20 protein-coding genes, 1 tRNA gene and 1 pseudogene are annotated in these 20,444 nt (G+C 58.3%); 16 read left to right on the plus strand and 6 right to left on the minus strand.

Translation table 11 applies throughout. The annotated features are described in order from the left end of the window. Positions 1-22: 22 nt before the first annotated feature. Positions 23-649 (minus strand): class I SAM-dependent methyltransferase, encoded by a 627-nt coding sequence (locus ACVW0B_RS06150; RefSeq protein WP_414350085.1) that lies wholly within the window; start codon positions 647-649, stop codon positions 23-25. A gap of 176 nt (positions 650-825) precedes the next feature. On the opposite strand from ACVW0B_RS06150, the gene ACVW0B_RS06155 reads away from it, so the two are divergent. From ACVW0B_RS06155 to ACVW0B_RS06165, 3 genes are all read left to right on the plus strand, one after another. Further along, positions 826-1,557 carry a M50 family metallopeptidase gene (locus ACVW0B_RS06155; RefSeq protein ID WP_414419234.1) on the plus strand — a complete coding sequence of 244 codons (732 nt, stop codon included), beginning with the start codon at positions 826-828 and terminating at the stop codon, positions 1,555-1,557. A gap of 131 nt (positions 1,558-1,688) precedes the next feature. Then, the gene (locus ACVW0B_RS06160; protein WP_414357497.1) at positions 1,689-1,829 is read left to right on the plus strand and encodes a hypothetical protein; all 141 of its coding nucleotides are present in this window, start codon (positions 1,689-1,691) and stop codon (positions 1,827-1,829) included. A 139-nt stretch (positions 1,830-1,968) separates the two neighbouring features. After that, the gene (locus ACVW0B_RS06165) at positions 1,969-3,084 is read left to right on the plus strand and encodes a glycosyltransferase family 4 protein (protein ID WP_457491221.1); all 1,116 of its coding nucleotides are present in this window, start codon (positions 1,969-1,971) and stop codon (positions 3,082-3,084) included. Positions 3,085-3,179: 95 nt separating this feature from the next. Here the strand turns inward: ACVW0B_RS06165 and ACVW0B_RS06170 are convergent, their stop codons facing one another. Further along, the gene (locus ACVW0B_RS06170; protein WP_457491222.1) at positions 3,180-4,163 is read right to left on the minus strand and encodes an ABC transporter ATP-binding protein; all 984 of its coding nucleotides are present in this window, start codon (positions 4,161-4,163) and stop codon (positions 3,180-3,182) included. Between the two features lie 430 nt (positions 4,164-4,593). Between ACVW0B_RS06170 and ACVW0B_RS06175 the strand changes: the two genes are divergently transcribed. Together ACVW0B_RS06175 and ACVW0B_RS06180 are read left to right on the plus strand one after the other, a co-directional pair. After that, positions 4,594-5,253: a CDP-alcohol phosphatidyltransferase family protein gene (locus tag ACVW0B_RS06175; RefSeq protein WP_457491223.1), complete on the plus strand. Its 660-nt coding sequence runs from the start codon at positions 4,594-4,596 to the stop codon at positions 5,251-5,253. A gap of 122 nt (positions 5,254-5,375) precedes the next feature. Beyond that, on the plus strand, positions 5,376-6,233 hold the full coding sequence (locus tag ACVW0B_RS06180) for a methyltransferase domain-containing protein (protein WP_457491224.1): 858 nt from the start codon (positions 5,376-5,378) through the stop codon (positions 6,231-6,233). Between the two features lie 47 nt (positions 6,234-6,280). Here ACVW0B_RS06180 and ACVW0B_RS06185 read toward each other — a convergent pair whose 3' ends face one another. Then, positions 6,281-7,021 (minus strand): uracil-DNA glycosylase, encoded by a 741-nt coding sequence (locus ACVW0B_RS06185; RefSeq protein WP_457384204.1) that lies wholly within the window; start codon positions 7,019-7,021, stop codon positions 6,281-6,283. Between the two features lie 160 nt (positions 7,022-7,181). Here ACVW0B_RS06185 and ACVW0B_RS06190 point away from each other — a divergent pair, with 160 nt between their 5' ends. From ACVW0B_RS06190 to ACVW0B_RS06225, 8 genes and pseudogenes are all read left to right on the plus strand, one after another. Beyond that, positions 7,182-8,642 (plus strand): TldD/PmbA family protein, encoded by a 1,461-nt coding sequence (locus tag ACVW0B_RS06190; protein ID WP_457387919.1) that lies wholly within the window; start codon positions 7,182-7,184, stop codon positions 8,640-8,642. 20 nt (positions 8,643-8,662) lie between these two features. Beyond that, entirely contained in the window at positions 8,663-9,118 is a 456-nt protein-coding gene (locus tag ACVW0B_RS06195; protein ID WP_457491225.1) for a hypothetical protein, read from the plus strand. Beyond that, positions 9,115-9,552, plus strand: a complete 438-nt coding sequence (locus ACVW0B_RS06200; protein ID WP_457491226.1) for a DUF4351 domain-containing protein — start codon at positions 9,115-9,117, stop codon at positions 9,550-9,552. Before ACVW0B_RS06195 ends, ACVW0B_RS06200 begins: the two co-directional genes overlap by 4 nt. 4 nt (positions 9,553-9,556) lie before the next feature. After that, positions 9,557-10,882, plus strand: a pseudogene (locus ACVW0B_RS06205) (RNA-guided endonuclease InsQ/TnpB family protein). Positions 10,883-11,263: 381 nt separating this feature from the next. After that, positions 11,264-12,604, plus strand: a complete 1,341-nt coding sequence (locus ACVW0B_RS06210) for a TldD/PmbA family protein (protein ID WP_457491227.1) — start codon at positions 11,264-11,266, stop codon at positions 12,602-12,604. A gap of 15 nt (positions 12,605-12,619) precedes the next feature. Continuing rightward, positions 12,620-13,417: an MBL fold metallo-hydrolase gene (locus ACVW0B_RS06215; protein ID WP_457491228.1), complete on the plus strand. Its 798-nt coding sequence runs from the start codon at positions 12,620-12,622 to the stop codon at positions 13,415-13,417. Next, on the plus strand, positions 13,414-13,842 hold the full coding sequence (locus ACVW0B_RS06220) for a DUF2358 domain-containing protein (RefSeq protein WP_457491229.1): 429 nt from the start codon (positions 13,414-13,416) through the stop codon (positions 13,840-13,842). The genes ACVW0B_RS06215 and ACVW0B_RS06220 overlap by 4 nt, the downstream gene beginning before the upstream one ends. A gap of 73 nt (positions 13,843-13,915) precedes the next feature. Next, positions 13,916-14,000: transfer RNA gene (locus tag ACVW0B_RS06225), tRNA-Ser, on the plus strand. 411 nt (positions 14,001-14,411) lie between these two features. Here the strand turns inward: ACVW0B_RS06225 and ACVW0B_RS06230 are convergent. Next, on the minus strand, positions 14,412-14,771 hold the full coding sequence (locus tag ACVW0B_RS06230; RefSeq protein WP_414331067.1) for a hypothetical protein: 360 nt from the start codon (positions 14,769-14,771) through the stop codon (positions 14,412-14,414). A 40-nt stretch (positions 14,772-14,811) separates the two neighbouring features. After that, positions 14,812-17,220, minus strand: coding sequence for a DEAD/DEAH box helicase (locus ACVW0B_RS06235; protein WP_457491230.1), 2,409 nt, complete (start codon positions 17,218-17,220; stop codon positions 14,812-14,814). Positions 17,221-17,415: 195 nt separating this feature from the next. Here ACVW0B_RS06235 and ACVW0B_RS06240 point away from each other — a divergent pair, with 195 nt between their 5' ends. The 3 genes from ACVW0B_RS06240 to ACVW0B_RS06250 are packed head-to-tail and all read left to right on the plus strand — an operon-like array spanning position 17,416 to position 19,419. Beyond that, the gene (locus tag ACVW0B_RS06240; protein ID WP_011433980.1) at positions 17,416-18,069 is read left to right on the plus strand and encodes an anthranilate synthase component II; all 654 of its coding nucleotides are present in this window, start codon (positions 17,416-17,418) and stop codon (positions 18,067-18,069) included. Next, positions 18,066-18,884 carry an MBL fold metallo-hydrolase gene (locus ACVW0B_RS06245; protein WP_414331279.1) on the plus strand — a complete coding sequence of 273 codons (819 nt, stop codon included), beginning with the start codon at positions 18,066-18,068 and terminating at the stop codon, positions 18,882-18,884. Before ACVW0B_RS06240 ends, ACVW0B_RS06245 begins: the two co-directional genes overlap by 4 nt. Positions 18,885-18,888: 4 nt before the next feature. Then, on the plus strand, positions 18,889-19,419 hold the full coding sequence (locus ACVW0B_RS06250; protein ID WP_457491231.1) for an ankyrin repeat domain-containing protein: 531 nt from the start codon (positions 18,889-18,891) through the stop codon (positions 19,417-19,419). 47 nt (positions 19,420-19,466) lie between these two features. On the opposite strand, the gene ACVW0B_RS06255 is transcribed toward ACVW0B_RS06250, so the two are convergent. Continuing rightward, positions 19,467-20,444, minus strand: a complete 978-nt coding sequence (locus ACVW0B_RS06255; protein WP_457491232.1) for a deoxyhypusine synthase family protein — start codon at positions 20,442-20,444, stop codon at positions 19,467-19,469.

The following is a 20,444-nucleotide window of genomic DNA, read 5'->3' on the forward strand; positions in this document are numbered from 1 at the left end:
GAGCAGCTCATTCGGCAGGCTGCTATCGCGAATGGGCTTGGATCACCTGTAGGGCTCCCCCAGCGTGCAAGGTTTGCCGGATGGACTGCCACCCCTGCTGATGCAAATACTCGGGCAAATCCAGCTTGAGCAGCTCCCAAGCGGTCTCGGTTTCAAAAAGGGCCAGAAAGAGGGCCAGACCAGGCCAGATCAGGGGTTGCCGAGGCGCATGCAGATCCAGGATCAAGAGTCCTCCCCCCGGCTTGAGCACCCGCCACACTTCCCGCAGCACCTGCTCCAAATCTGCGAAGGACAATTCGTGCAGGGCTAAGCTGGTATGCACCCAATCAAAGCTGGCATTGGGAAAGGGCATATCCTGGGCAAAGGCTTCCACAAATTCCACCTTGGGGAGGCGTTTGCGGGCCGCTGCCAGGGCTCTTGGTGAAGCATCCAACCCAATAACCTGCTGGCTCAGCTCCGCCAACAGTGGGGTCACTTCAGCCGGGCCACAGCAGAGATCCAACACCCGATCCTGGGGATGAATCTGGATCCCTTGCATGGGCAATCTCCGCAACCGCTCATATCCGCCCACTGCCAGGGCAGCCCCGCGACTGATGCTGCGGTAAAGCCAAGGAAATTGATAGCTCCAATCCCGCAGGAAGGTGGCCATCGCCAGGGATCCCTCAGAGTCTTTTTCAGCCTACCTGACCTACATCCATTGCAAACTGGTTTGAGACATATGTTTTTCTGGATTTTCTCGGGGTTGGCTTGGAACTCTCCTCTGCCGGCAGTCGTCTAAGAAGACGAGGCGTTTTAGGCTTTTTTCTGTCTACCCACTGCTGCTCTATGACTCAGTTTGAGCTGCCTCCCTCCCCTTCCGAGAAACCTGGCCGGCACAGCTTGGTTTGGTTGGTGGCTGCTGCAGGTCTGACGGTCTTGCTCTGGCAGCTCCCCTGGGGCAACTATATCCTCTACCCCTTTACGATTCTGGCCACCTGGTTTCATGAGATGGGCCACGGCTTGACGGCAGTGCTGTTGGGTGGGGAGTTTCATCGTCTGGAGATCTATCCCGACGGGTCGGGGTTGGCCTTTCACAGTGGGCACTTGTTTTTGGGGCCGGTGGGTCGAGCTTTGGTGGCCGCCGGTGGGCCAATGGGGCCCCCAATGGCCGGGGCGGTTTTTATCCTGGCTTCTCGTCGTCAAGGTACGGCCCAGTTGGGGTTGTTGGCTTTGGGATCCCTGCTGTTGCTGTCGGCGGTGCTCTGGGTGCGCTCTCTATTTGGCCTGTTGCTGATCCCGGCTATTGGGCTGGGGATCCTGGCGGTAGCTCGCTGGGCCTCCCCCTGGCTGCGGGGCTTCGCTGCACAATTTTTGGGGGTGCAGGCCTGTGTGAGCACCTACCACCAGCTTGACTACTTATTTACGGCCTCTGCTGTGATCAACGGGCAGGTGATCCACTCCGATTCCAGCCAGATTGCCCAAAACTTGTTCTTGCCCTACTGGTTTTGGGGAGGGGTGATGGCGGTCTCTTCTTTGGTGCTGCTGATAACCAGCTTGCAGCTGACGTTCCGGGACTAGCCGGCAGGGGGCAAAGCCGCAATTTTGGCAGTGATTTGTGTCACGCAAAAATCCGTCCTCCATCACTGCCCAGTCGAGAAAACCGCCGCTACAGTAATGGGCAAGAGGAGTGAGGAGCTGAGGAGTGGAGCATGTGGCGGGATATTATCGGGCTGGCCCTGGCGGCGACCCTACTGTTGATCAGCAAAACCGCCGCAGACACGCTGGGCCAAAGCCAGGTGCAGACTTTCACCGAACCTGAGCCAACGCCCCATTCTTTTCCGGTGGAGTGAGGTACTCAAGTCTGCTGACGGAGGTCGTAGCAGCGTTGCCGTTTTGTGCAACACTCATTCTAGAGTCTTTAAGGGCTCCGTCCGAGTGGCGCGGTCGCAGCAGCGTTGCGGAGCAATAACAGTAGGCTTGGGATCCCTGATGCGCATAGCCCTATTTACGGAGACGTTTCTGCCCAAGGTGGATGGCATCGTTACCCGCCTCTGCCACACGGTGCGTCACCTAACCGCTCGTGGTAACTCGGTGCTCATCGTCGCGCCCCGGGGAGCCCCCCGGCGGTTTGCACGGGCACGGGTCTACGGGATCCCGGGGATGCCGCTGCCTCTGTATCCAGAGTTGAAGCTGGCCGCCCCTGGCCCGGCCATCGGCAAGTTGCTCAGCCGTTTCCGACCGGATGTGATCCACGTGGTGAACCCGGCGGTTTTGGGATTGGGGGGCCTCTACTACAGCCAGACGATGGGGATCCCACTGGTGGCGTCCTACCATACCCATCTGCCGAAGTATCTGAAGCATTATGGGCTGGGCTTTCTGGAAGGGGTTTTGTGGAATCTCCTGAAGCTGGGGCACAATTTGGCGCGGGTCAATCTTTGCACCTCAACGGCCATGATGCAGGAGCTGAGCGCCCACGGCATTGAGCGGGTGCAACTGTGGCAGCGGGGAGTGGATACGGAGTTGTTTCATCCCCAGGCTGCCAGTCCAGAGATGCGGGCTCGGCTCACCGCAGGGCAACCGGAACGGCCTCTCTTGCTCTACGTGGGACGGCTTTCGGCTGAGAAGGAAGTAGGGCGGATCCGGGTGTTGCTAGAGCGGATCCCACAGGCGCGCCTAGCTATTGTGGGGGATGGGCCAGAGCGGGGATCCCTGGAGCAACATTTTGCCGGCCACGACGTGGTGTTTACGGGCTACCTACAGGGAGAGTCTCTGGCAGCGGCCTTTGCATCGGCGGATTTGTTCGTGTTCCCCTCCCGCACCGAGACCTTGGGGCTGGTTCTGTTGGAAGCCATGGCTGCCGGTTGTCCGGTGATCGCCCCCCGCTGCGGTGGCATTACCGATGTGGTGGACAGTGGGCGCAATGGCTTTCTGTTCGATCCCAATTCGGATAGCGACTTTGTCCAGGTTACCCAGCAACTGCTCAGCAGTGCCGGGCAGCGGCAGCTCTTCCGACAGCAAGCCCGCCAAGAGGCAGAACGTTGGAGCTGGTCGGCAGCCACCCAACAGTTGGAAGGCTACTACCGGGCTGTTATTGCCGCCGATTAGCGGTGCGGAGCACAGAGTCCCCTACTGGGAAATACTCAGGGCAGAACTCCGTCCTGCTCTCGGGGTTCTCCATAGCACCAGTGCGAACGGCCAGCCTAGGCAGAGACCGGATGATCCCCTTCAATGGCCCGCACTTGCTCCACAAAGAATTCTTCTAGGGATTGCCGTTGCCAATGCAAGTCGGTGACCAGTGCCCCCGCTTGGTTCAAAAGGCTCAGCAACTCCGGTAGGGATCCACTCCATTCCCCCGACCAATGGGATCCCTGAATCGAGAAGTGCTCTAGGCGGTCGCGGAACTGTTCGACGGCGCCACCGTGCCCCTGTACCCGATAGCTTTTGCTCTCTCCCAGCAAGTCATCCAAAGTTCCCTGATGCACCAATTTGCCGCCGATGATCAGGCCGACTCGGTTGCAGATAACTTCCACATCCGCCAGGATATGGCTGTTGAAAAACACCGTTTTGCCCTGCTGCTTGAGGGACAGAATGATCTCGCGCATTTGATAGCGGCCCATGGGATCCAGTCCCGACATCGGCTCATCCAGAAACACCAGCTCTGGGTCGTTGATCAGCGCTTGGGCCATGCCAGTGCGCTGCAGCATGCCCTTGGAGTAGGTGCGCAGTTGTTTTTTGCGGGCCGTATCTATAGAAAGCCCCACCAGCTCCAGCAGTTGCGGGATCCGCTCCTTCAACAGGCTATTGGGCAGACCAAACACCTTGCCGGCAAACTGGAGAAACTCCCATGCCGTCAAGTAATCGTAAAAATAGGGGTTCTCCGGCAAATATCCCACCTGTTGCTTGATGGAGCGATCCCCCAGGGGTTTGCCCAGCAAAGTGCCGCTGCCGCGGGTGGGCTCCACAATGCCCAGTAGGCATTTGATGGTGGTGGTTTTCCCGGCCCCGTTGGGCCCCAGCAGCCCAAAGGTTTCTCCGCGGGCCACAGTCAGAGAAAAATCTTTGAGGGGGCTGACCACCTTGTTCAGCCAAAATCCTGTGCGATAGGTTTTGGTCAGGCCGGTGATGGCCATGACCGGCTCTGGTGCCGCGAACGCTTCTGCTGGGGAAGTGGGGGTCTCGCTCATGGACTCGCTCGTAGGTATGTTGGAGTTGAGGGAGAAAAAGGTGCCGCGAACACCCGCGAACACCGAGTTAAGGAGCACACAGTCCGCCAGGCGATAGGCTACCCAGCCTAACCTTTAGTTTACCCACAGGCTTTGTCCCAGCCTAGGCTTGCCGCAGCACTTCCGGTAGAGGAAAGGGGCCAGAGCAAACATACTCCGCGTAGGTATCCGCTTCATTCGCAACAGCGGTGCGGTTCCTTTGCCGTAGGCACAGCACTTTGCTCTGACCTCCCTTCAGTAGCATTCTCATCATCTGGGATGATTCTGGGATGATGATTTCCATCGCGTTGGCGGTGCGGAGCAAGAAAATTGAATCTAGAGGTTTTGTGGGATCCCAGCCGGTGGTGATCATCGGCAACAGCGTTGCAGAGCAATAAGAAAGGAGTGTTTCTTGCTGGATAAGGTGCTTAGGCAGTGGAAGGAGCGGCTGTTGGCTCCAGTGCTGCAAACCCCTCTCCAACAGGTGCATCCCCTAGCCATTACCCTGTCGGGGTTTGCTGTGGGCCTGGCCTCTGGGACAGCGGCAGCTTACGGGGCCTACGGGTGGGGGCTGGGCCTGTGGTTGCTGAACCGGTTTATGGACGGGCTGGACGGCACGTTGGCTCGTCTGCAGGGACGGCAAAGCGATCTGGGGGGCTACCTGGATATGCTGCTGGACGTGGTGGTCTACGCAGTCGTTCCCCTGGGGCTGGCCTTTCACCAGGGATCCCTGCTGGGCTATGCTTCTCTGGCTCTGATGCTGGCCAGCTTTTACATCAACCTTTGCTCCTGGATGTATTTGGCAGGGCTGTTGGAAAAACGGCGTTCGCGACAGCGTTGCGGAGCAACAAGGACGGATGGCACTGTCGGGGCGGGATCCTTGGATGAACTGACCAGCTTAAGTATGCCGTCGGGGCTTATCGAGGGCAGCGAAACCATCTTTTTCTACGGCTTGTTTTTCCTTTTCCCGGAGTACATGGTGGGCTTGTTTGGGCTGATGGCGATTCTGGTGCTCTTGAGTGCTGTGCAGCGGTTGGTTTGGGCGCTGGGATCGCTTTCTGCTTCAAGGTGAGCCCGGAAAGGGTCTGTTACTATGGCTCCGTCCGGCTGGCGCGAGTTGGGTTACAAGGGTTCCCCATCAGATTTCACCGGGCGAGAGGATCCAAAATAAAAAAGCCATGGAGATCTGTTGCCATGACCTCCACCCTCAACCAACGCATTCGCCACTTCTACGATGCCTCCTCCGGCCTCTGGGAGCGGGTGTGGGGGGAGCACATGCACCATGGCTATTACGAGCCGGGCCAAACCGGTAAGGATCGCCGCCAAGCTCAGATTGACTTGATTGATAGGGTTATCCAGTGGGGCCAGATCGGGGATCCCTGCCCTCCCCAGCACATTCTTGATCTTGGCTGTGGCATTGGGGGAAGCAGCTTGGAGTTAGCCCGGCGCTTTGGGGCACAGGTTACGGGCATTACCCTCAGCCCCGTCCAAGCCCAGCAGGCCGGGGAGCGCGCCCAAGAGGCCGGCCTGAGCAACAAGGTGCGATTTCAGGTGGCCGATGCCCTGAAGATGCCCTTTGCAGACAACACCTTTGATCTGGTGTGGTCTTTGGAAAGCGGCGAGCACATGCCGGATAAGCAGCGGTTTCTGGCCGAATGCTGGCGGGTCTTGCAACCGGGCGGGCAGGTGATGGTGGTGACCTGGTGCCACCGCGAGGGATCCCTGAGCCAGCAGGATCAACAGCTTTTGCAGAAAATCTACGAGGTGTACTGCCTACCCTATGTGATCAGCCTCTCCAGCTACGAGGCTCTGGCCCAACAGGTGGGCTTTGAGCAGGTGCGCAGCGCCGACTGGTCGGAGCGAGTGGCCCCTTTCTGGGATGAGGTGATCGCTTCTGCCCGCGACTGGCGCTGGATCTGGGCTTTGCTGCGCAGCGGCTGGGTTACCGTTCGCGGGGCGCTGGGGCTGGGCCTGATGCGTCAGGCTTATGCCACCGGCTTGCTCCGCTTTGGCCTCTTGACTGGGTTCAAACCTGGGGATCAGCCAAGGTAGGGATCCCTTGCTCTCCTTTGGGAGGAGGGGCGCTTGGGGAAATGGGCTCAAAAGTTGGGCTGGGGCGGTGCTGTGCCGGTGAGTTCCAGATACTTTTGCTTCACCGCCTGAATATCCTGCCACATCAACCACTTGGGGCTGCCAGGGGTGCGGTCTGGGTTGCGCAGCAGATAGGCCGGGTGAAAAATGGGCATACACCAGCGTCCCTGCCACTGGATCCATTCCCCGCGGATCTTGGTGATCCCTCGCTTCTCGCCCAAAAGGGAGCGCACCGAGGTGGCCCCCGTGAGCAGAATAATCCAGGGATCCACCAGGCGAATCTGCTCCAACAGATAGGGACGGCAGGCGTCCATCTCCTCCTGGGTGGGCACGCGGTTGTTAGGGGGGCGGCACTTGACCACATTACAGATGTAGGTGTCCTGCTCGGGATCCAGCCCCACCGAAGCCAGGATTTTATCCAGCAATTGTCCCGACTTGCCCACAAAAGGCAGCCCCTGCAGGTCTTCGCTTTCCCCTGGCCCCTCTCCGATGATTAAAATCCTTGCCTTGGGGTTGCCCCGATGCACCACCACATGGGTACGGCTGGCTGCCAAGTCGCAGCGCTGGCATACCAAACAATGCTGCTTCAGTTGCTCCAAATCCCTGTAAGTGCCGGGGGGGATGGACACCTGGGCCGACAGGGGGATCTGATCCCACTGGGGGAGTGTCTCCTCCGCCGGGGCTGGCGGCTCGATGGGATCGTCAAACAGGCTGGGCTGAAGCTCCGGCGGTTTTTTCTTGGCAGCCATTGCAAGTCGAGGTTTCCTTGTGCAGCGATCTTCGATTGCTCCCCCGCCCTTGTCAAGCTCAAGGCCAACCTGCCGGCAGGGGAGAACCTTTACTCCTTGTTAAACTGAGAAAACGAAAACTTGCGCCGGCCTTAGCTCGTCTCTACTCCCTGAGCCTGCCATGCTGCTTTTGTCCAAAGAACTGCCCAACCTGAACTACCGTCATACTCTACAGCGCTTCGACGAGGATTGGCGGGATCCCCTCTCTGCCCTGTTGGGTTGGGGTCGGGCTGCTGGTGCGGACTTGGTGGAGATTTTCCTAGAACGGGGCAATTCCATCAGTTGCCTGGCCGAAGATGACGCCATCACCAGCATCACCCCACGGCTCTCCACCGGGGCCGGCGTGCGGGTGTTTCGCGGCTTGGCCGACTGCTACGTCAGCACCAACGATCTGTCCTTTGCCGGTCTCAAGGCTGCTCTGGAGAAGGGCCTTTCGCTGATGGGCTTCACCCCTCCTGGCCCCACAGCGCTGGTTTCTGCCATCAACCTGGAGATGCTGCAGGACTACGGCGAGCGTCGCCGCAAAGATGGCTGGTTGAAGGAATGTAGCCCCATTGCGGAGATGGGGGAGATCCTGCTCAAAGCCAACGAGCAACTGGGTCGCCAAGCCCGCCATGTGCAGTCCCGCCGCACCACCTATTTCCGCGATTGGCAAGAGATTCTGGTGGCCTGCAGCGATGGCACCTTTGTGCGGGATGTGCGCCTCACCCAATCCGTGAGCTCTACGCTGCTCTGTGCCGATGGATCCCATCGCGCCTCTGTCAGTCAACGCTCCGGCGGTACGGGGGATCCCAACTTTTTGCGCCGTTGGGATCTGGAGGCCCATAGCCGGGAACTGGCAGAAGCCGCCGGCCAGATGCTCTATGCCGACTACGTGGAATCCGGCACCTACCCGATTGTGATGTCCAACGCTTTTGGCGGCGTTATCTTCCACGAAGCCTGCGGGCATCTGTTGGAAACCACCCAGATTGAGCGCAAAACCACTCCCTTTGCCGACAAAAAAGGCCAGAAAATTGCCCACAAAAACCTCACCGCCTGGGACGAAGGTCTCTCTGAAGGGGCCTTTGGCAGCCTGGATGTGGATGACGAGGGGATGCCCGTCCAGCGCACTTTGCTAATTGAAAAGGGCATTTTGAAGAACTTCCTGGCCGACCGGGCTGGCTCAATGCGCACTGGCCACCCCCGCACCGGCAGCGGTCGCCGCCAAAACTACACCTTTGCCCCCGCCAGCCGTATGCGCAATACCTACATTGCCCCCGGAGATGCAGAATTGGACGATCTTTTTGCTTCTATCGACAAAGGCATTTACTGCAAGCGTATGGGGGGAGGGAGCGTCGGCCCCACTGGGCAATTTAACTTCGCCGTCGAAGAAGCCTATCTCATCGAAAACGGCAAGATTACCAAACCCCTCAAGGGAGCCACTCTGATCGGAGAAGCCAAAGACATCTTGACCAAAATTTCCATGTGTTCTAAGGACCTCAGCTTGGCAGCTGGGTTCTGTGGCTCTGTAAGTGGCAGCATTTACGTCACCGTCGGGCAGCCTCACATCAAGGTAGATTCCATTACCGTGGGCGGTCGCTAATTCCAGGGATCCACCTCGACATGGCCTATGACAACGTCTGCAAATATCTGGCCGAGCGTTTCCCAGAGCAGTTTGTCCGCTGGCTAATGGGAGAAGTGGCTCGGCTCCGACTCTATCGGAGGTATCCTCACCTATCGGTGCAGCAGGTGGTCAAGGTGCTCCGCACCGCTAACGCGATTGACTTGCGCAAAACGGGGTCGGAGCGAGTTTTCCAGACCTCTTTTCGTCTAGAGAGGCTGAGCCATGAGTTTGATGTTGTCCGCCTGTGGGAATGCGATTTGAGGGCCGGAGCGGATCGGCAAGCCCTGCTACCGTTTCGGGTTCTAAGCCAGGTGGAAGATCCAGCAGAAACCTTGCGAGAGGTGGTCAGTGAGCTAGAGAGCTTGGCAGACCCCAGTGAGAGAAGGGAATTGGCAGCCGCAACAGCCGTCTTGGCGGGACTAGCATTGGATCGGGGTTTGATTGGCAGATCATGAGGTCTTTGGATATGAGGGAATCGGTGATCTACCAAGAGTGGCGGGCAGAAGCTCTGCGAGAGGGGCTGGAAGAAGGGCGCAAAGAAGGACGCAGAGAAGGACTACAACTGGGCCTGCAACAAGGGCTACAACAAGGATTGCAACAAGGATTACAACAGGGATTGCAACAAGGATTACAACAGGGATTGCAACACGGGGAAGCAACGCTGGTTTTGCGGCTGCTCAGGCGGAAGTTGGGATCCCTTGACCCGGCCCTTGAGAATAAGATTTGGGCTTTGTCAACGTCACAACTGGAGGCGCTGGGGGAAGCTCTGTTGGACTTCAGCAGCTCGGAAGAGTTGACCGCCTGGCTGGCCCGTCAGCTAGAAACCGCAGGAGCCCCGCTCTCTGCCCACAGGGCAAGGGTCGGGAGGAATGTGAGTAAAATGCAATAAGGCTATGACCCAAGTCCTGACCGTTTCTTGCAAGCTCAAGGTGTCCCAGTCGCAAGCCGCCACATTGGACGAGACATTGGATGCTTTGTCGCTACGCGACGCTAACGCGAACGGCCAAGCCTTGAACTGGGTCAACCAAAACACACCCGAGAAAGTCGTCAACCCACTGAAACTCCAATCCCTGTGCTACTACGAAATCCGTGCCCGTTTCGGCTTGTCCAGTAATTTGGCAAGGACTACGTCCCGCTTACGCGACCAACAGATATGCAGACGGGTAGCGTCTGCTCGCAAGGTGGCACAACAGAAAAACCGCCCGGTCAAAGCGTTGTCGCTACGCGACGCTAACGCGAACAAGGGTGGCTTCGCTACCTACGACGCTCGTATCTTTTCGTTTCGCGAGAAAGACTGGACGGTGTCGCTGACCACGGTGGAGGGTCGAGAACGCTTTGAGCTGGCGATTGGCCGTTACCAGAGAGAACAGTCGGCAGGCTCCAATCCCAAAAAGACCTCCGGTCCGCTGACGCGAACGGCCACTCTGGTCAAGCGCAAAGACGGTTCCTACTCCATCCAGATTTGCGTGGAAGCAAAGTTACCGGAACAGCAGAACACCGCTCAGGTGGTAGGCATGGACTTGGGAAGGACAGATATTGCCCATACGTCAGAGGGGGACAACTGGAATGGACAGCAGTTGAACAGAGTCCGAGACCACTACTCCCGGTTGAGGGCGGTACTCCAACGCAAAGCCAGTAAGGGCACACGCAGTTCGCGGCGCAGATGCAGAGAACTGTTGCAACGGCTGTCTGGTAAGGAGAGACGCTTTCAGTCGCGTCAGCGTTGCGTAGCAAAAACGTGGGTCAATCATCGCATCTCTAAAGCTATTGTTTCTAGGGCAAAGGCCACAAATAGCGCTATTGCTTTAGAGGACTTGACAGGGATACGGGAGCGTATCAACCAACAACCCCGCAGCAAAGCCGAGCGGCGCAGGGCCAACAGTTGGGCGTTCTACCAACTGAGGCAGTTTCTGGAATACAAGGCGAGAGTTGCAGGGGTTTCTCTGATCCTTGTTCCGCTTGCTTATACCTCGCAGACCTGTCACAAGTGTTTGCACATCCATCCCGACCCTGCGCAATCCTGTCGCGTCAGCGTTGCGTAGCAAAATCGCAGTGGGAAGCAGTTTAAGTGTGGGCACTGTGGATGGGAAGGGGATGCGGACTGGAATGGGGCCAACATGATTGCCAAACTTGGGGCTGCTGTAAACCAGCCTAGAGGTCCGTGGTTGGCTTGCCAACTACAGGGCTACCGAAAGCCTGCACTGATACATTTACGCTGAACACTGCTGAACATCACTGTTCAACTATGCAGCGATAGCATTCTGTTTGTTTCCATTCGCGTCAGCGGGACGGAGTCCAAACAGAATGGCGGTATCCCGCAAAGCTTTGAGTAGAATACCCAAAGCGCAGTTTCCGTGTCGTCTTACTACCAATTTTCTGCCTTGCTTTGGCTACCATGTTGGCAGACTCGAAAGTAAACAGAAAGATCAACTGGTAGTAATCCGTACTGAACATATTATACATTATTTTCAGTATAGTTGAGCTTATTATTGACTAGAGTCATGCTCTTTCGCTTTAGCGGTGCGGAGCGCTCTGCGTCAGCATGAGTGCGGGTAGTTTACTAGAGGCGCTGGATGGCAACAGGAACTTGGGGAGTGGCAATGGTGCAAGTCGAGGTGTTGGCAGAACAGGCACAAAGCTGTGCCCGGCGGCTGGGGATCCCTCAGTTTGATCTCTACGGGGCTCAAGTGGATGAAACCAGCGTGCAGGTAGATCATGGGGAACCTCGCCAGGTCAAGGCTTCCCATCGCTGCAGCGTGACGGTGCGGGCCTGGAACGACCAAGGGCAGGTGGGAGTAACTTCCACCACCGATGTGGATGAGGCGGGGCTGGAACTGGCCCTGCAAACGGCCTTTGAAGCCAGCCATTTTGGCCTGCGGGAACATGCCCCTCAATTCAGCCCGGAAGCCACTCTGCCCATTGCCCAGCCTTGTAACGACAAAGGGCCGTTGGCTTTGGCCGGCGACTTGTTGGAACAGTTGGTGGCTGCCGAAAAGGCACTCCTGGGATCCCATCCCGCCATTCAGGGGGTGCCCTATAACGGCTTAGCGCAGCGGCAAATCAACCGCTTCTACCTCAACAGCCACCAAGCCCTGCGACAAGAGGAGCATACCCTTGCTTCGGTTTTTCTCTACAGCAAGGCAGAGCAAGAGGGCCGCAAACCCCGCAGCGCCGGAGCCATGCGAGTGGCTCGCAGCCTGGATGAGTTGGATATCCAGGGTTGTGTGCAGGAAGCTGCTGAGAAACTGATTAGCCATCTGGAGTACGAGCGGATCCCCTCTGGAAAATACACAGTGGTTTTTTCCGGAGAAGCCTTTTTGAGTTTGTTGAGCGCCTTCTCCAATGTGTTCAATGCCCAAAACATTTTGGACAACCAAAGCCTGTCCACCCCAGAATCCCTGGGCAAGACCATTGCCTCGCCTCTTCTGTCGGTGTGTGACGATGCCCTACACCCGACCAATGTGGGAGCGATCAGCTTTGATGGCGAAGGCACCCCCACTCGCCGCGTCCCCCTCATCACCAATGGGGTCTTGACCCACTTTTTGCACAGCGCCGGTACGGCTAAGCGCCTAGGAGCCAAGCCCACCGGCCACGCCAATATCGGTGCTAAGGTCACGGTTGCTGCCCACTACTACCATGTGTTTGCCGGGGCACCGCCGGAGAGCACCTATGACTTGGCTACGGCTGAAAATGTAGTTTGGATCGATGAGCTGCAAGCGCTTCATGCCGGCGTTAAGCCCCTACAGGGATCCTTCTCCCTGCCGTTTCAGGGGTGGTGGGTGCGCCAAGGAGAGCGCATCAGCATCGAAGCCGCCACAGTGGCCGGAGACTTTCTGGAGTTGTTGAAGTCGATTTTCTACGTCGAGCCCGAGCCGCAAGTCACACCGGGTGGGCTGTGTCCCCGCATCTGGGTTGCCGATCTCTCCATTACCGGCCAATAACCTTACTTTCAACTCATGAAACTGACCCGCATCGACCTCAACAGTTGGCTCATCCACACCCGGGAGCAAACCTTCCTGTTGGATCCGTGGCTGGTGGATCCCTTGGTGTTTCTGGGGATGCCCTGGTTCATCCGCCTGGAGCACCGCCAGCCGCTCCCTTTTACGCCGGAGACCTTGCCCAAAATCGACGGGATCCTCCTCAGCCAAGCCCAGCCGGATCACTGCCACCCACCAACGTTGCAGCGCCTGGATAAGCGGATCCCCGTTTTGGCCTCGCCGGCTGCAGCCAGAGTCGTGAAGAGTCTAGGATTTGCAACGGTTCAGGCTCTGGATCCCTGGCAGTCCGCTCAGTGGGGGGATCTGCGGGTCACAGCCATTCCCGGTGCGCCCCTAGGGCCTGTCCGTGAGCTGGGCTATCTGCTGGAAGAGGTGTCCTCCCAGACACGGCTTTACTACGAGCCTCATCTGTCCCAGCCGGATGTCCGCCCGCGGCTGCAGCAGGAGTTTGGCTCCATCCATACCCTACTGATTCCGGTGGTGGGGCAGATCTTTCCCCTCTTGGGAGAGGTGATCATGGGGCCAGAGCGGGCCCTGGAGGTGGTGGCAGCCCTACGCCCCCAGCAGGTGATCCCAACCGCGATGGGAGAGGTGGACTACCACGGGTGGTTTGCCGCCCAGATCCGCCCCTTGGGCAGCCTGCAGGAGTTTCGAGAAAAGCTGGCAGCCTTGAATGCCGCCACGTCCCAATCTATCCGGTTGTGTTGCCCTGCCCCCGGAGAAACGGTGTCTCTTTCTGTCGTGGCCAAGACATGAGCCTTCCTTCCCAAGCCCCGCCTAGCGCCGATCTGGTGGCCATCTTGCGGGCAGATTATGCTCGCTTTCCCAAAAATCAAACTTATTCGATTTACGATCCCCAGGTTTACTTCCGGGATCCCCTCAACGAGTTTCGCGGCTTGGATCGCTATCGCCGCATGATCGAGGGGATAGGGCGTTGGATAGAGGATATCCGTCTCGAGCTGCAGGATATTCGACAAACCGGCAGCCAGATCCGCACCGAGTGGATCCTAAGCGGTGCTTTGGCTTTGCCTTGGCGTCCCCGCCTGTGCATCCCTGGCTGGACAGAGATGCAGATCAATGAGTCGGGGTTAATCGGATCCCACATTGACTACTGGCGGTGCTCTCGCCGGCAAGTGTTGCTGCAAATGTTTCGGCCTGGGGATCCCAAAGGATCTCATTGATGGCTTCCATCCTCTGCTAGGATCACAAAGCTGACTTTTTAGCTCTCTGGAAAGTCGCCCCTGTTCTCAATCTGGAGAGATGGCCGAGTGGTCGAAGGCGCAGCACTGGAAATGCTGTGTGGGGCAACTCACCGTGGGTTCGAATCCCACTCTCTCCGCTGGAACTTGTTTGTGAGAGCAACTCACCGTGGGTAAGGCCATCCGGCCCGCTGGCGCGACCGAATCCCACTCTCTCCGCTGGAACTTGTTTGTGAGAGCAACTCACCGTGGGTAGGGCCATCCGGCCCGCTGGCGCGACCGAATCCCACTCTCTCCGTAATCCGATAACGTCCACTGAAGTCCAGAAAGCTATTACCCAGCAAGGCTTCTGGGCTTTTTAGTGTCCACGATAGACCGGGGAAACCCACTGTAATCCAGGCTAAAGTGGGACACAATATAACAGACGGGGTGGGACATGGCCCTGTCAGAGATGGCCATTCGGAATGCCAAACTCAAGGACAAGCCGTACCAGTTGCCGAATAGAGAAGCAAGGCCATCCTGCCTGCCGAAGTTTTTGCCGAACCAGCTGACTATAGACTAACGGCCAACCGTAGGACAATGCCGACAAGAGCTACGGTGGCAGCTCCAATCAAGGCAAAAGCCAGGTTAACCACTTGGGCGCTAGCCTTTTGATAGGTGTCAATTCGTTCTAGGATCACCCGGTTTTCTATCCCCTGCTCGGCCCAACGTCTCTCCTGCTCAGCCCAACGTCTTTCCTGCTCGGCCCAGCGCTTTGCTTGATCGGCTGCCAGGGCTTCTAGCCGCTCGTTGGTTCTGGAGACATCCTGCCGGAGTCCTTCCACATCCTGTCGGATCTCTTCCACATCTTGCCGGATCTCTTCAATAACACTCAACACATCCCTGAGGGTGGGTTCACCGGCGGGCATCATAGAGCTGCAACCTCACTGAACAGCAAACGGTCTGAGCTCGCTAGATCAACTCGCTCACCGGGAAGCGATCCAGCATTTTTTGGGCTTGACGGGCATTTTCCCGTAACTCCGCCGGCAGATGGGGAACATAAGGGATCTGAGAAAGCAAATCCAGCGTGCGGCGGATCAGGCGCACCAGGTCTCCGGCATCTAGGTTGGTGCTGGTTTCCAGGGTCTCCCAAGGGATCCCTTGCGCCCAATGTTCGACGATCCCGGCCAAGCTGGGCTCAAACCCAATCGGCACATGAAACACCTGGTGTTGGCGTTGGCTGCGGAACAGTTGCCGCCGTAAACCCCGTAACCCGTGCAGCACATCTTCCACCAGTCCTGAGGTGCGCAACCGGCTGTAGATGCCTGAACGGGGAGCCTCTGAGACCAAGGCAGCCACAACTCCGGCCAAATGATGAGGAGCACAGCCCTGGCACTCACCGGAGAGCAGAGCCAGCGCCAGCCAGAGCTCGTTATCCCCCCGCAGCGCAGCCACCACCTCTCCGCTATCGGTAGGTTGATATTCTTGCAGACAGTCGAAATCCTGCAACACCCCCACCAAGGCCATAAATTGTTGCCAGCGCAACTCCTGCACGGAATCGCTCTGCCGCTCCAGGTGCTCGAGGCGCTTGAGCAAGCGCTGTCGTTTTTCTCGCAAACCCAGCAACTTTTTCCCCACTTGGTGAGCGGGGTTCTCTCGGATTTGAGCTTCTAGGGCACGGATTTTTTCCTCTTGGGCTTGGATGTGGGGAAAAGCCAACAGCCGCAAGGTGGGATCCGGCTCAGCTTCCCGTTGTTTGAGCAAGTAGCGCAAAATGCGTCGTTCTTCCCGCCGTTGCGCCTGCATCTTCTCATAGCGGGCGATATCTTCGTCGGCAATGCCTCCCAAGAGACGGTCGATCTCCTCCAGCTCGGCGCGCGTGTGCAGGATCTCCTGTTGTTCGGGCAACTTTTGCAACGAGAGCAAATATTGTCCAAAGCTGCGGTTGATCAGATCCCGTGCTGCTTCCAAAGAGTGCTTTTGCAGCAGGTTCAGCACCATGCCATAGGTGGGGGTAAACTGGCTCACCAAGGGATCCGCTCCAGAGGTGGCCAGCCGCGCAGCTTCTTGGGCCCCCTCAAACGGGGATTGCACCGTCACCACATGGCCGATGATGTCCTTGCCCCGCCGTCCGGCTCGGCCCGACATTTGCATGAACTCGGAAGCGGTCAAGAGGCGGTGGCCGTTGTCGGTGCGCTTAGAAAGGGAGGAGATGACAGTTGTGCGGGCGGGCATGTTGATCCCGGCGGCCAAAGTCTCAGTGGCGAAGACCAGCTTCACTAGCCCCTGCTGAAACAGATGCTCCACCAGTCCCTTCCAGGCAGGCAACATGCCGGCATGGTGAGCGGCAATACCCCGGTAAAGGGCATCCAACTGATCTCGGCGGACAGCTTCGGGCGTTTCTCGACAAAAGCGGTCGATCTGCTCGGCCAACTGCTGCCGTTCTTCCTCGCTGGCTACCAAGTCCAGATCCCTTACGCTGGCCACGGCCATATCACAGCCTTTGCGACTGAAGATGAAATAGATGGCCGGCAGCATGTCCCGCTGGCGCAAGTTTTCCAACACCTGCGCTATGTCCGGCACTCCTGCCCAGGAGGGCTCGTGGGAGTTGGGCCGTTTGCTTTTCAAGCGGCGGTTGCGAACCCACTGCCCCGACTCGGTTTGCTCCAGCAGGGGGAACAGCCCTTTGCGATTGGCAAAGTGAAATTGCAGCGGCACCGGGCGGTGGTTGGAGTCGATCAGATGGGTGGGGCCATGCACCTGGTTCATCCAATCGGTGAGCTGGTCGCTGTTGGCCAAGGTGGCAGAAAGGGCAATGAGCTGGATCGTGGGGGGGCAGTAGATGATCGCTTCTTCCCAGACGGTGCCCCGCTGCTGGTCGTTCATGTAATGGCATTCGTCCAAGATCACCGCCTGCACATCCCGCAAGGGATCCACCTCGCCCTCTGAGAATTCTGTGCCGTCATCGCGTTCGCCGTAGGCATACCTTTGCACTGCCAAGGATATCGGTGTGCCGTAGAGCATGTTGCGGAAGATCTCGGTGGTCATCACCAAGACCGGTGCATCCCGGTTGATGGAGATGTCGCCGGTGAGCAGGCCAACCTGTTCCGGGCCAAATTGCTGGCCAAAATCCCGGAACTTTTGGTTGGAGAGGGCCTTCAGGGGCGTTGTATAGAAAACCCGCTTGCCCTGGGATAAGGCTCGATAGATCGCATATTCTCCAATCAGGGTCTTGCCGGATCCCGTGGGAGCACAAACCACCACCGATTCCCCAGCAGCCAGAACCTGAATGGCTCGGATCTGAAAGTCGTCCAGCTCAAAGGGGAAAAGCTGCCGCAACTCGTCCAGCAAATCGGTTGCCGGGGGGAGAAGCGCACTCATGGGATCCAAATCAACATTGGGAAACCTGGAAACCCGCCCAACTCACCGCTTCCTGTGGGTTGTACCTTCTAGGATACAAGCTTTCTTGGGGCGTCGACTGCTCCCCTGCAAAAAGCGCCAGTTACTCTGCTTCTTTGGATCAAGAACAGCAGCTCAAGCAAGTGCTAAAATGGGGTGCCGTTGCCGGATGCTATCGTGCTGGTCGTCATCGACAACTACGACAGCTTTACCTACAACTTGGTGCAGTACCTGGGGGAGTTGGGAGCTCAGCTTCAGGTTTTTCGCAATGACCAGCTCTCCGTTGACGACCTGCGCCGAATGCAGCCGCAAGCTGTAGTTATCTCTCCTGGGCCAGGGCGGCCGGAAGATGCCGGGATCTCCCTGGAGTTGATTCGGGAGCTGGGGCCAGAGCTGCCGATTTTGGGGGTTTGTCTGGGGCACCAGTGCATTGGCCAGGTCTATGGTGGTCAGATCGTGCGCGCACCTGAGCTGATGCATGGCAAAACCTCGCTCATTTACCATCGAGGGGTGGGGGTGTTTGAGGGGTTGAGCCAGCCTTTCACGGCCACCCGCTACCACAGCTTGGTGATCGAGCCTTCTACGTGTCCTGACGAGCTGGAGGTGACGGCTCAAACAGGCGATGGGATCATCATGGGGGTACGCCACCGCCGCTATCCCCACGTTCAGGGCGTGCAGTTCCACCCGGAGAGCATCTTGACTGCAGAGGGCAAGCGCTTGTTGAGCAACTTCCTGCGCAGCGCCAAAGCCTCAACTGCTGCTCAGCCCAATGTTTCGCAGAAACCTCAGGAAACCGTTGCCGTTGTTACATCAGGGATCCCCACTCCATGAAGCGTCGCCAGCTTCTGCAAGCCAGCGCTGGGCTGCTGGGATCGATGGCCGTGAACCTGGCCAGAGGGCGCAAAGCGGGCGCTCAGACAGCGCCGGCACAAGGTTCGGAAACGCCAACAACCCCAGGGTCTATAGAGTTCACTCCCGGCTCCAGCTCGCAGGGGCTGCAACTGACTTGGCTGCACCACAGTTGTGTTTTGTTCGAGGGGGAGGGCCGACGGTTTCTGGTCAACCCGTTTCGGCCGGCGGGCTGTACGGCTGGCTATCCTGCCCCACGAGTTGCTGCCGATCTGGTGTTGCTCAGCAGCCGCTTGTTGGATGAGGGTGCTTTGGATGTGGTGCCCGGCAACCCCAAGGTGCTGTTTCAGCCGGGAGACTATCTGATTGACGGGATCCGGGTGCAAGGAGTACGCATGCCCCGTGGCCCTCGCTTTGGCGTAAACGTGGGTTGGCGCTGGCGCATGGCTGGGATCGACATTGTCCATTTGGGAGGGGCGCTGCAGCCAATTACGCGGGAGCAGTCCATCCTGCTTGCTCGTCCCGACCTGTTGCTGGTGCCAGTGGGGGGTGGGCCGAAAAATTACGATCCTGCCGGGGCCAAGGCGGCCATTGAGGCGCTGCAGCCCAAGCTGGTCATCCCCACCATGTATCGCACGGCCGCCGCCGAGGAATCCCAATGCGAGCTGCTGCCGCTGCAGGAGTTTTTGCGTCTCTTCCCCGCTGCTGCCCCGCAACCTGCCCTCAGCAACCCGTTGCTGCTCTCGGCCCAGGCTCTGCCCAGGCAGGGGCTCGCCATCCTTTTCTTTGAGGAATAGGGCTATGCGAGGTCAGGTCCTAAAAATCGCTGTCGGACTGGGATCCCTGCTAGTGGGGGGTCTGGGATTCTATGGATACTCCCTACCAGAAGATCCACAAGCCTTGGCCCAAGCCAACCCGCTGCGGCTGCAACTGGCTCTCTGGCTGGGGAAAGACGCCAACGCTGTCGATGAGCGGGGCAAGACAGCCCTGTTTTTCGTGGAGAGCGGCCTCAACGCCCGTCTTTTGCTGGCAGCGGGGGCGGATCCCAATCAACTAGACCATGGGGGAGCTAGCCCACTGCACCAAGCGGCTCGCCTGGGCAACCCTGAGGTTACGAAAGCCCTGCTCCAGGGAGGGGCCGAGGTGAACGCTCGTTTTGGCGCCGGTGGCCTTCCCCTGCATTTTGCCGCTTGGTCCGGCAACCCCGAGGTCGTTCGGCTGCTGCTGGAACATGGCTCCGAGATCGACGAGCCGGATGGCTACGGCCTCACCCCCCTGCAAATTGCCCAGGACATGCGGCGCTGGGAAGCTGCGATCCTTTTGTCCCGCTGACCCCGCTCGGCATCCGCTGACGGGCATATGGATTGATTCCGCTTCTCTCACCACCCCAGCACCCAGGCAAAGATCAAAGGTGCCACAATGGTGGCATCCGACTCGATGACAAACTTGGGGGTATCGACAGCCAGCTTGCCCCAGGTGATCTTCTCATTGGGCACTGCTCCCGAATAGGAGCCGTAGCTGGTGGTGGAGTCGCTGATCTGGCAGAAATAGCCCCACAGGGGTACGCCCTGGCGACCCAGATCTTGATGGAGCATGGGCACCACACAAATGGGGAAATCCCCAGCAATGCCGCCGCCAATTTGAAAGAAGCCAATGGAGCACTCCGCCGAGGTGTGCGTGTACCAGTCCGCCAGGTGGATCATGTACTCGATCCCTGTGCGGACGGTGTGTACATTGCGGATCTCACCCGTGATGCAGTGGGCGGCATACATGTTGCCGGTGGTGGAGTCTTCCCATCCCGGCACATAGATGGGCAAGTTGGCCTCCATAGCCGCGTAAACCCAAGAGTCCCGCGGATTGATCTGGTAGTAGGGCTCCAGCCGGCCGCTGCGCAGGATGCGGTAGATAAACTCATGGGGAAAATAGCGCTCGCCCGCCTGGTCGGCAGCCATCCACTCTTCCAAGAGGGCTTTTTCTAGGCGCCGCATCGCCTCCTCTTCGGGAATGCAGGTATCGGTTACCCGGTTCAGGTGCCGCTCCAGCAGCTCCTGCTCTTGCTGCGGGCTAAGATCGCGGTAGTGGGGCACGCGCTCGTAGAAGTCGTGGGCGATGAGGTTGAAGATGTCCTCTTCCAGGTTGGCGCCGGTGCAGGAGATGGCGTGAACCTTACCCTGCCGGATCATCTCAGCTAGGGAAAGGCCCAGCTCTGCTGTGCTCATGGCGCCGGCCAGGGTCACCATCATTTTGCCGCCCTTTTCCAGGTGAGCACAGTAGCCCTTGGCCGCATCCACCAGCGCGGCTGCGTTGAAGTGGCGAAAATGATGTTGGATAAATTGGCTGACGGGGCTGTTGGTCAC

Source organism: Thermostichus sp. MS-CIW-23, assembly GCF_054059455.1.

What these genes read in the sequence shown, in the direction of transcription:
- ACVW0B_RS06210 (WP_457491227.1), top strand. Translation starts at nt 11,264, where the DNA reads ATGGTGCAAGTCGAGGTGTTGGCAGAACAGGCACAAAGCTGTGCCCGG.
- ACVW0B_RS06230 (WP_414331067.1), bottom strand. Translation starts at nt 14,771, where the DNA reads ATGATGCCCGCCGGTGAACCCACCCTCAGGGATGTGTTGAGTGTTATT.
- ACVW0B_RS06170 (WP_457491222.1), bottom strand. Translation starts at nt 4,163, where the DNA reads ATGAGCGAGACCCCCACTTCCCCAGCAGAAGCGTTCGCGGCACCAGAG.
- ACVW0B_RS06160 (WP_414357497.1), top strand. Translation starts at nt 1,689, where the DNA reads ATGTGGCGGGATATTATCGGGCTGGCCCTGGCGGCGACCCTACTGTTG.
- ACVW0B_RS06165 (WP_457491221.1), top strand. Translation starts at nt 1,969, where the DNA reads ATGCGCATAGCCCTATTTACGGAGACGTTTCTGCCCAAGGTGGATGGC.
- ACVW0B_RS06245 (WP_414331279.1), top strand. Translation starts at nt 18,066, where the DNA reads ATGAAGCGTCGCCAGCTTCTGCAAGCCAGCGCTGGGCTGCTGGGATCG.
- ACVW0B_RS06150 (WP_414350085.1), bottom strand. Translation starts at nt 649, where the DNA reads ATGGCCACCTTCCTGCGGGATTGGAGCTATCAATTTCCTTGGCTTTAC.
- ACVW0B_RS06250 (WP_457491231.1), top strand. Translation starts at nt 18,889, where the DNA reads ATGCGAGGTCAGGTCCTAAAAATCGCTGTCGGACTGGGATCCCTGCTA.
- ACVW0B_RS06180 (WP_457491224.1), top strand. Translation starts at nt 5,376, where the DNA reads ATGACCTCCACCCTCAACCAACGCATTCGCCACTTCTACGATGCCTCC.
- ACVW0B_RS06185 (WP_457384204.1), bottom strand. Translation starts at nt 7,021, where the DNA reads ATGGCTGCCAAGAAAAAACCGCCGGAGCTTCAGCCCAGCCTGTTTGAC.
- ACVW0B_RS06220 (WP_457491229.1), top strand. Translation starts at nt 13,414, where the DNA reads ATGAGCCTTCCTTCCCAAGCCCCGCCTAGCGCCGATCTGGTGGCCATC.
- ACVW0B_RS06200 (WP_457491226.1), top strand. Translation starts at nt 9,115, where the DNA reads ATGAGGTCTTTGGATATGAGGGAATCGGTGATCTACCAAGAGTGGCGG.
- ACVW0B_RS06195 (WP_457491225.1), top strand. Translation starts at nt 8,663, where the DNA reads ATGGCCTATGACAACGTCTGCAAATATCTGGCCGAGCGTTTCCCAGAG.
- ACVW0B_RS06190 (WP_457387919.1), top strand. Translation starts at nt 7,182, where the DNA reads ATGCTGCTTTTGTCCAAAGAACTGCCCAACCTGAACTACCGTCATACT.
- ACVW0B_RS06155 (WP_414419234.1), top strand. Translation starts at nt 826, where the DNA reads ATGACTCAGTTTGAGCTGCCTCCCTCCCCTTCCGAGAAACCTGGCCGG.
- ACVW0B_RS06215 (WP_457491228.1), top strand. Translation starts at nt 12,620, where the DNA reads ATGAAACTGACCCGCATCGACCTCAACAGTTGGCTCATCCACACCCGG.
- ACVW0B_RS06235 (WP_457491230.1), bottom strand. Translation starts at nt 17,220, where the DNA reads ATGAGTGCGCTTCTCCCCCCGGCAACCGATTTGCTGGACGAGTTGCGG.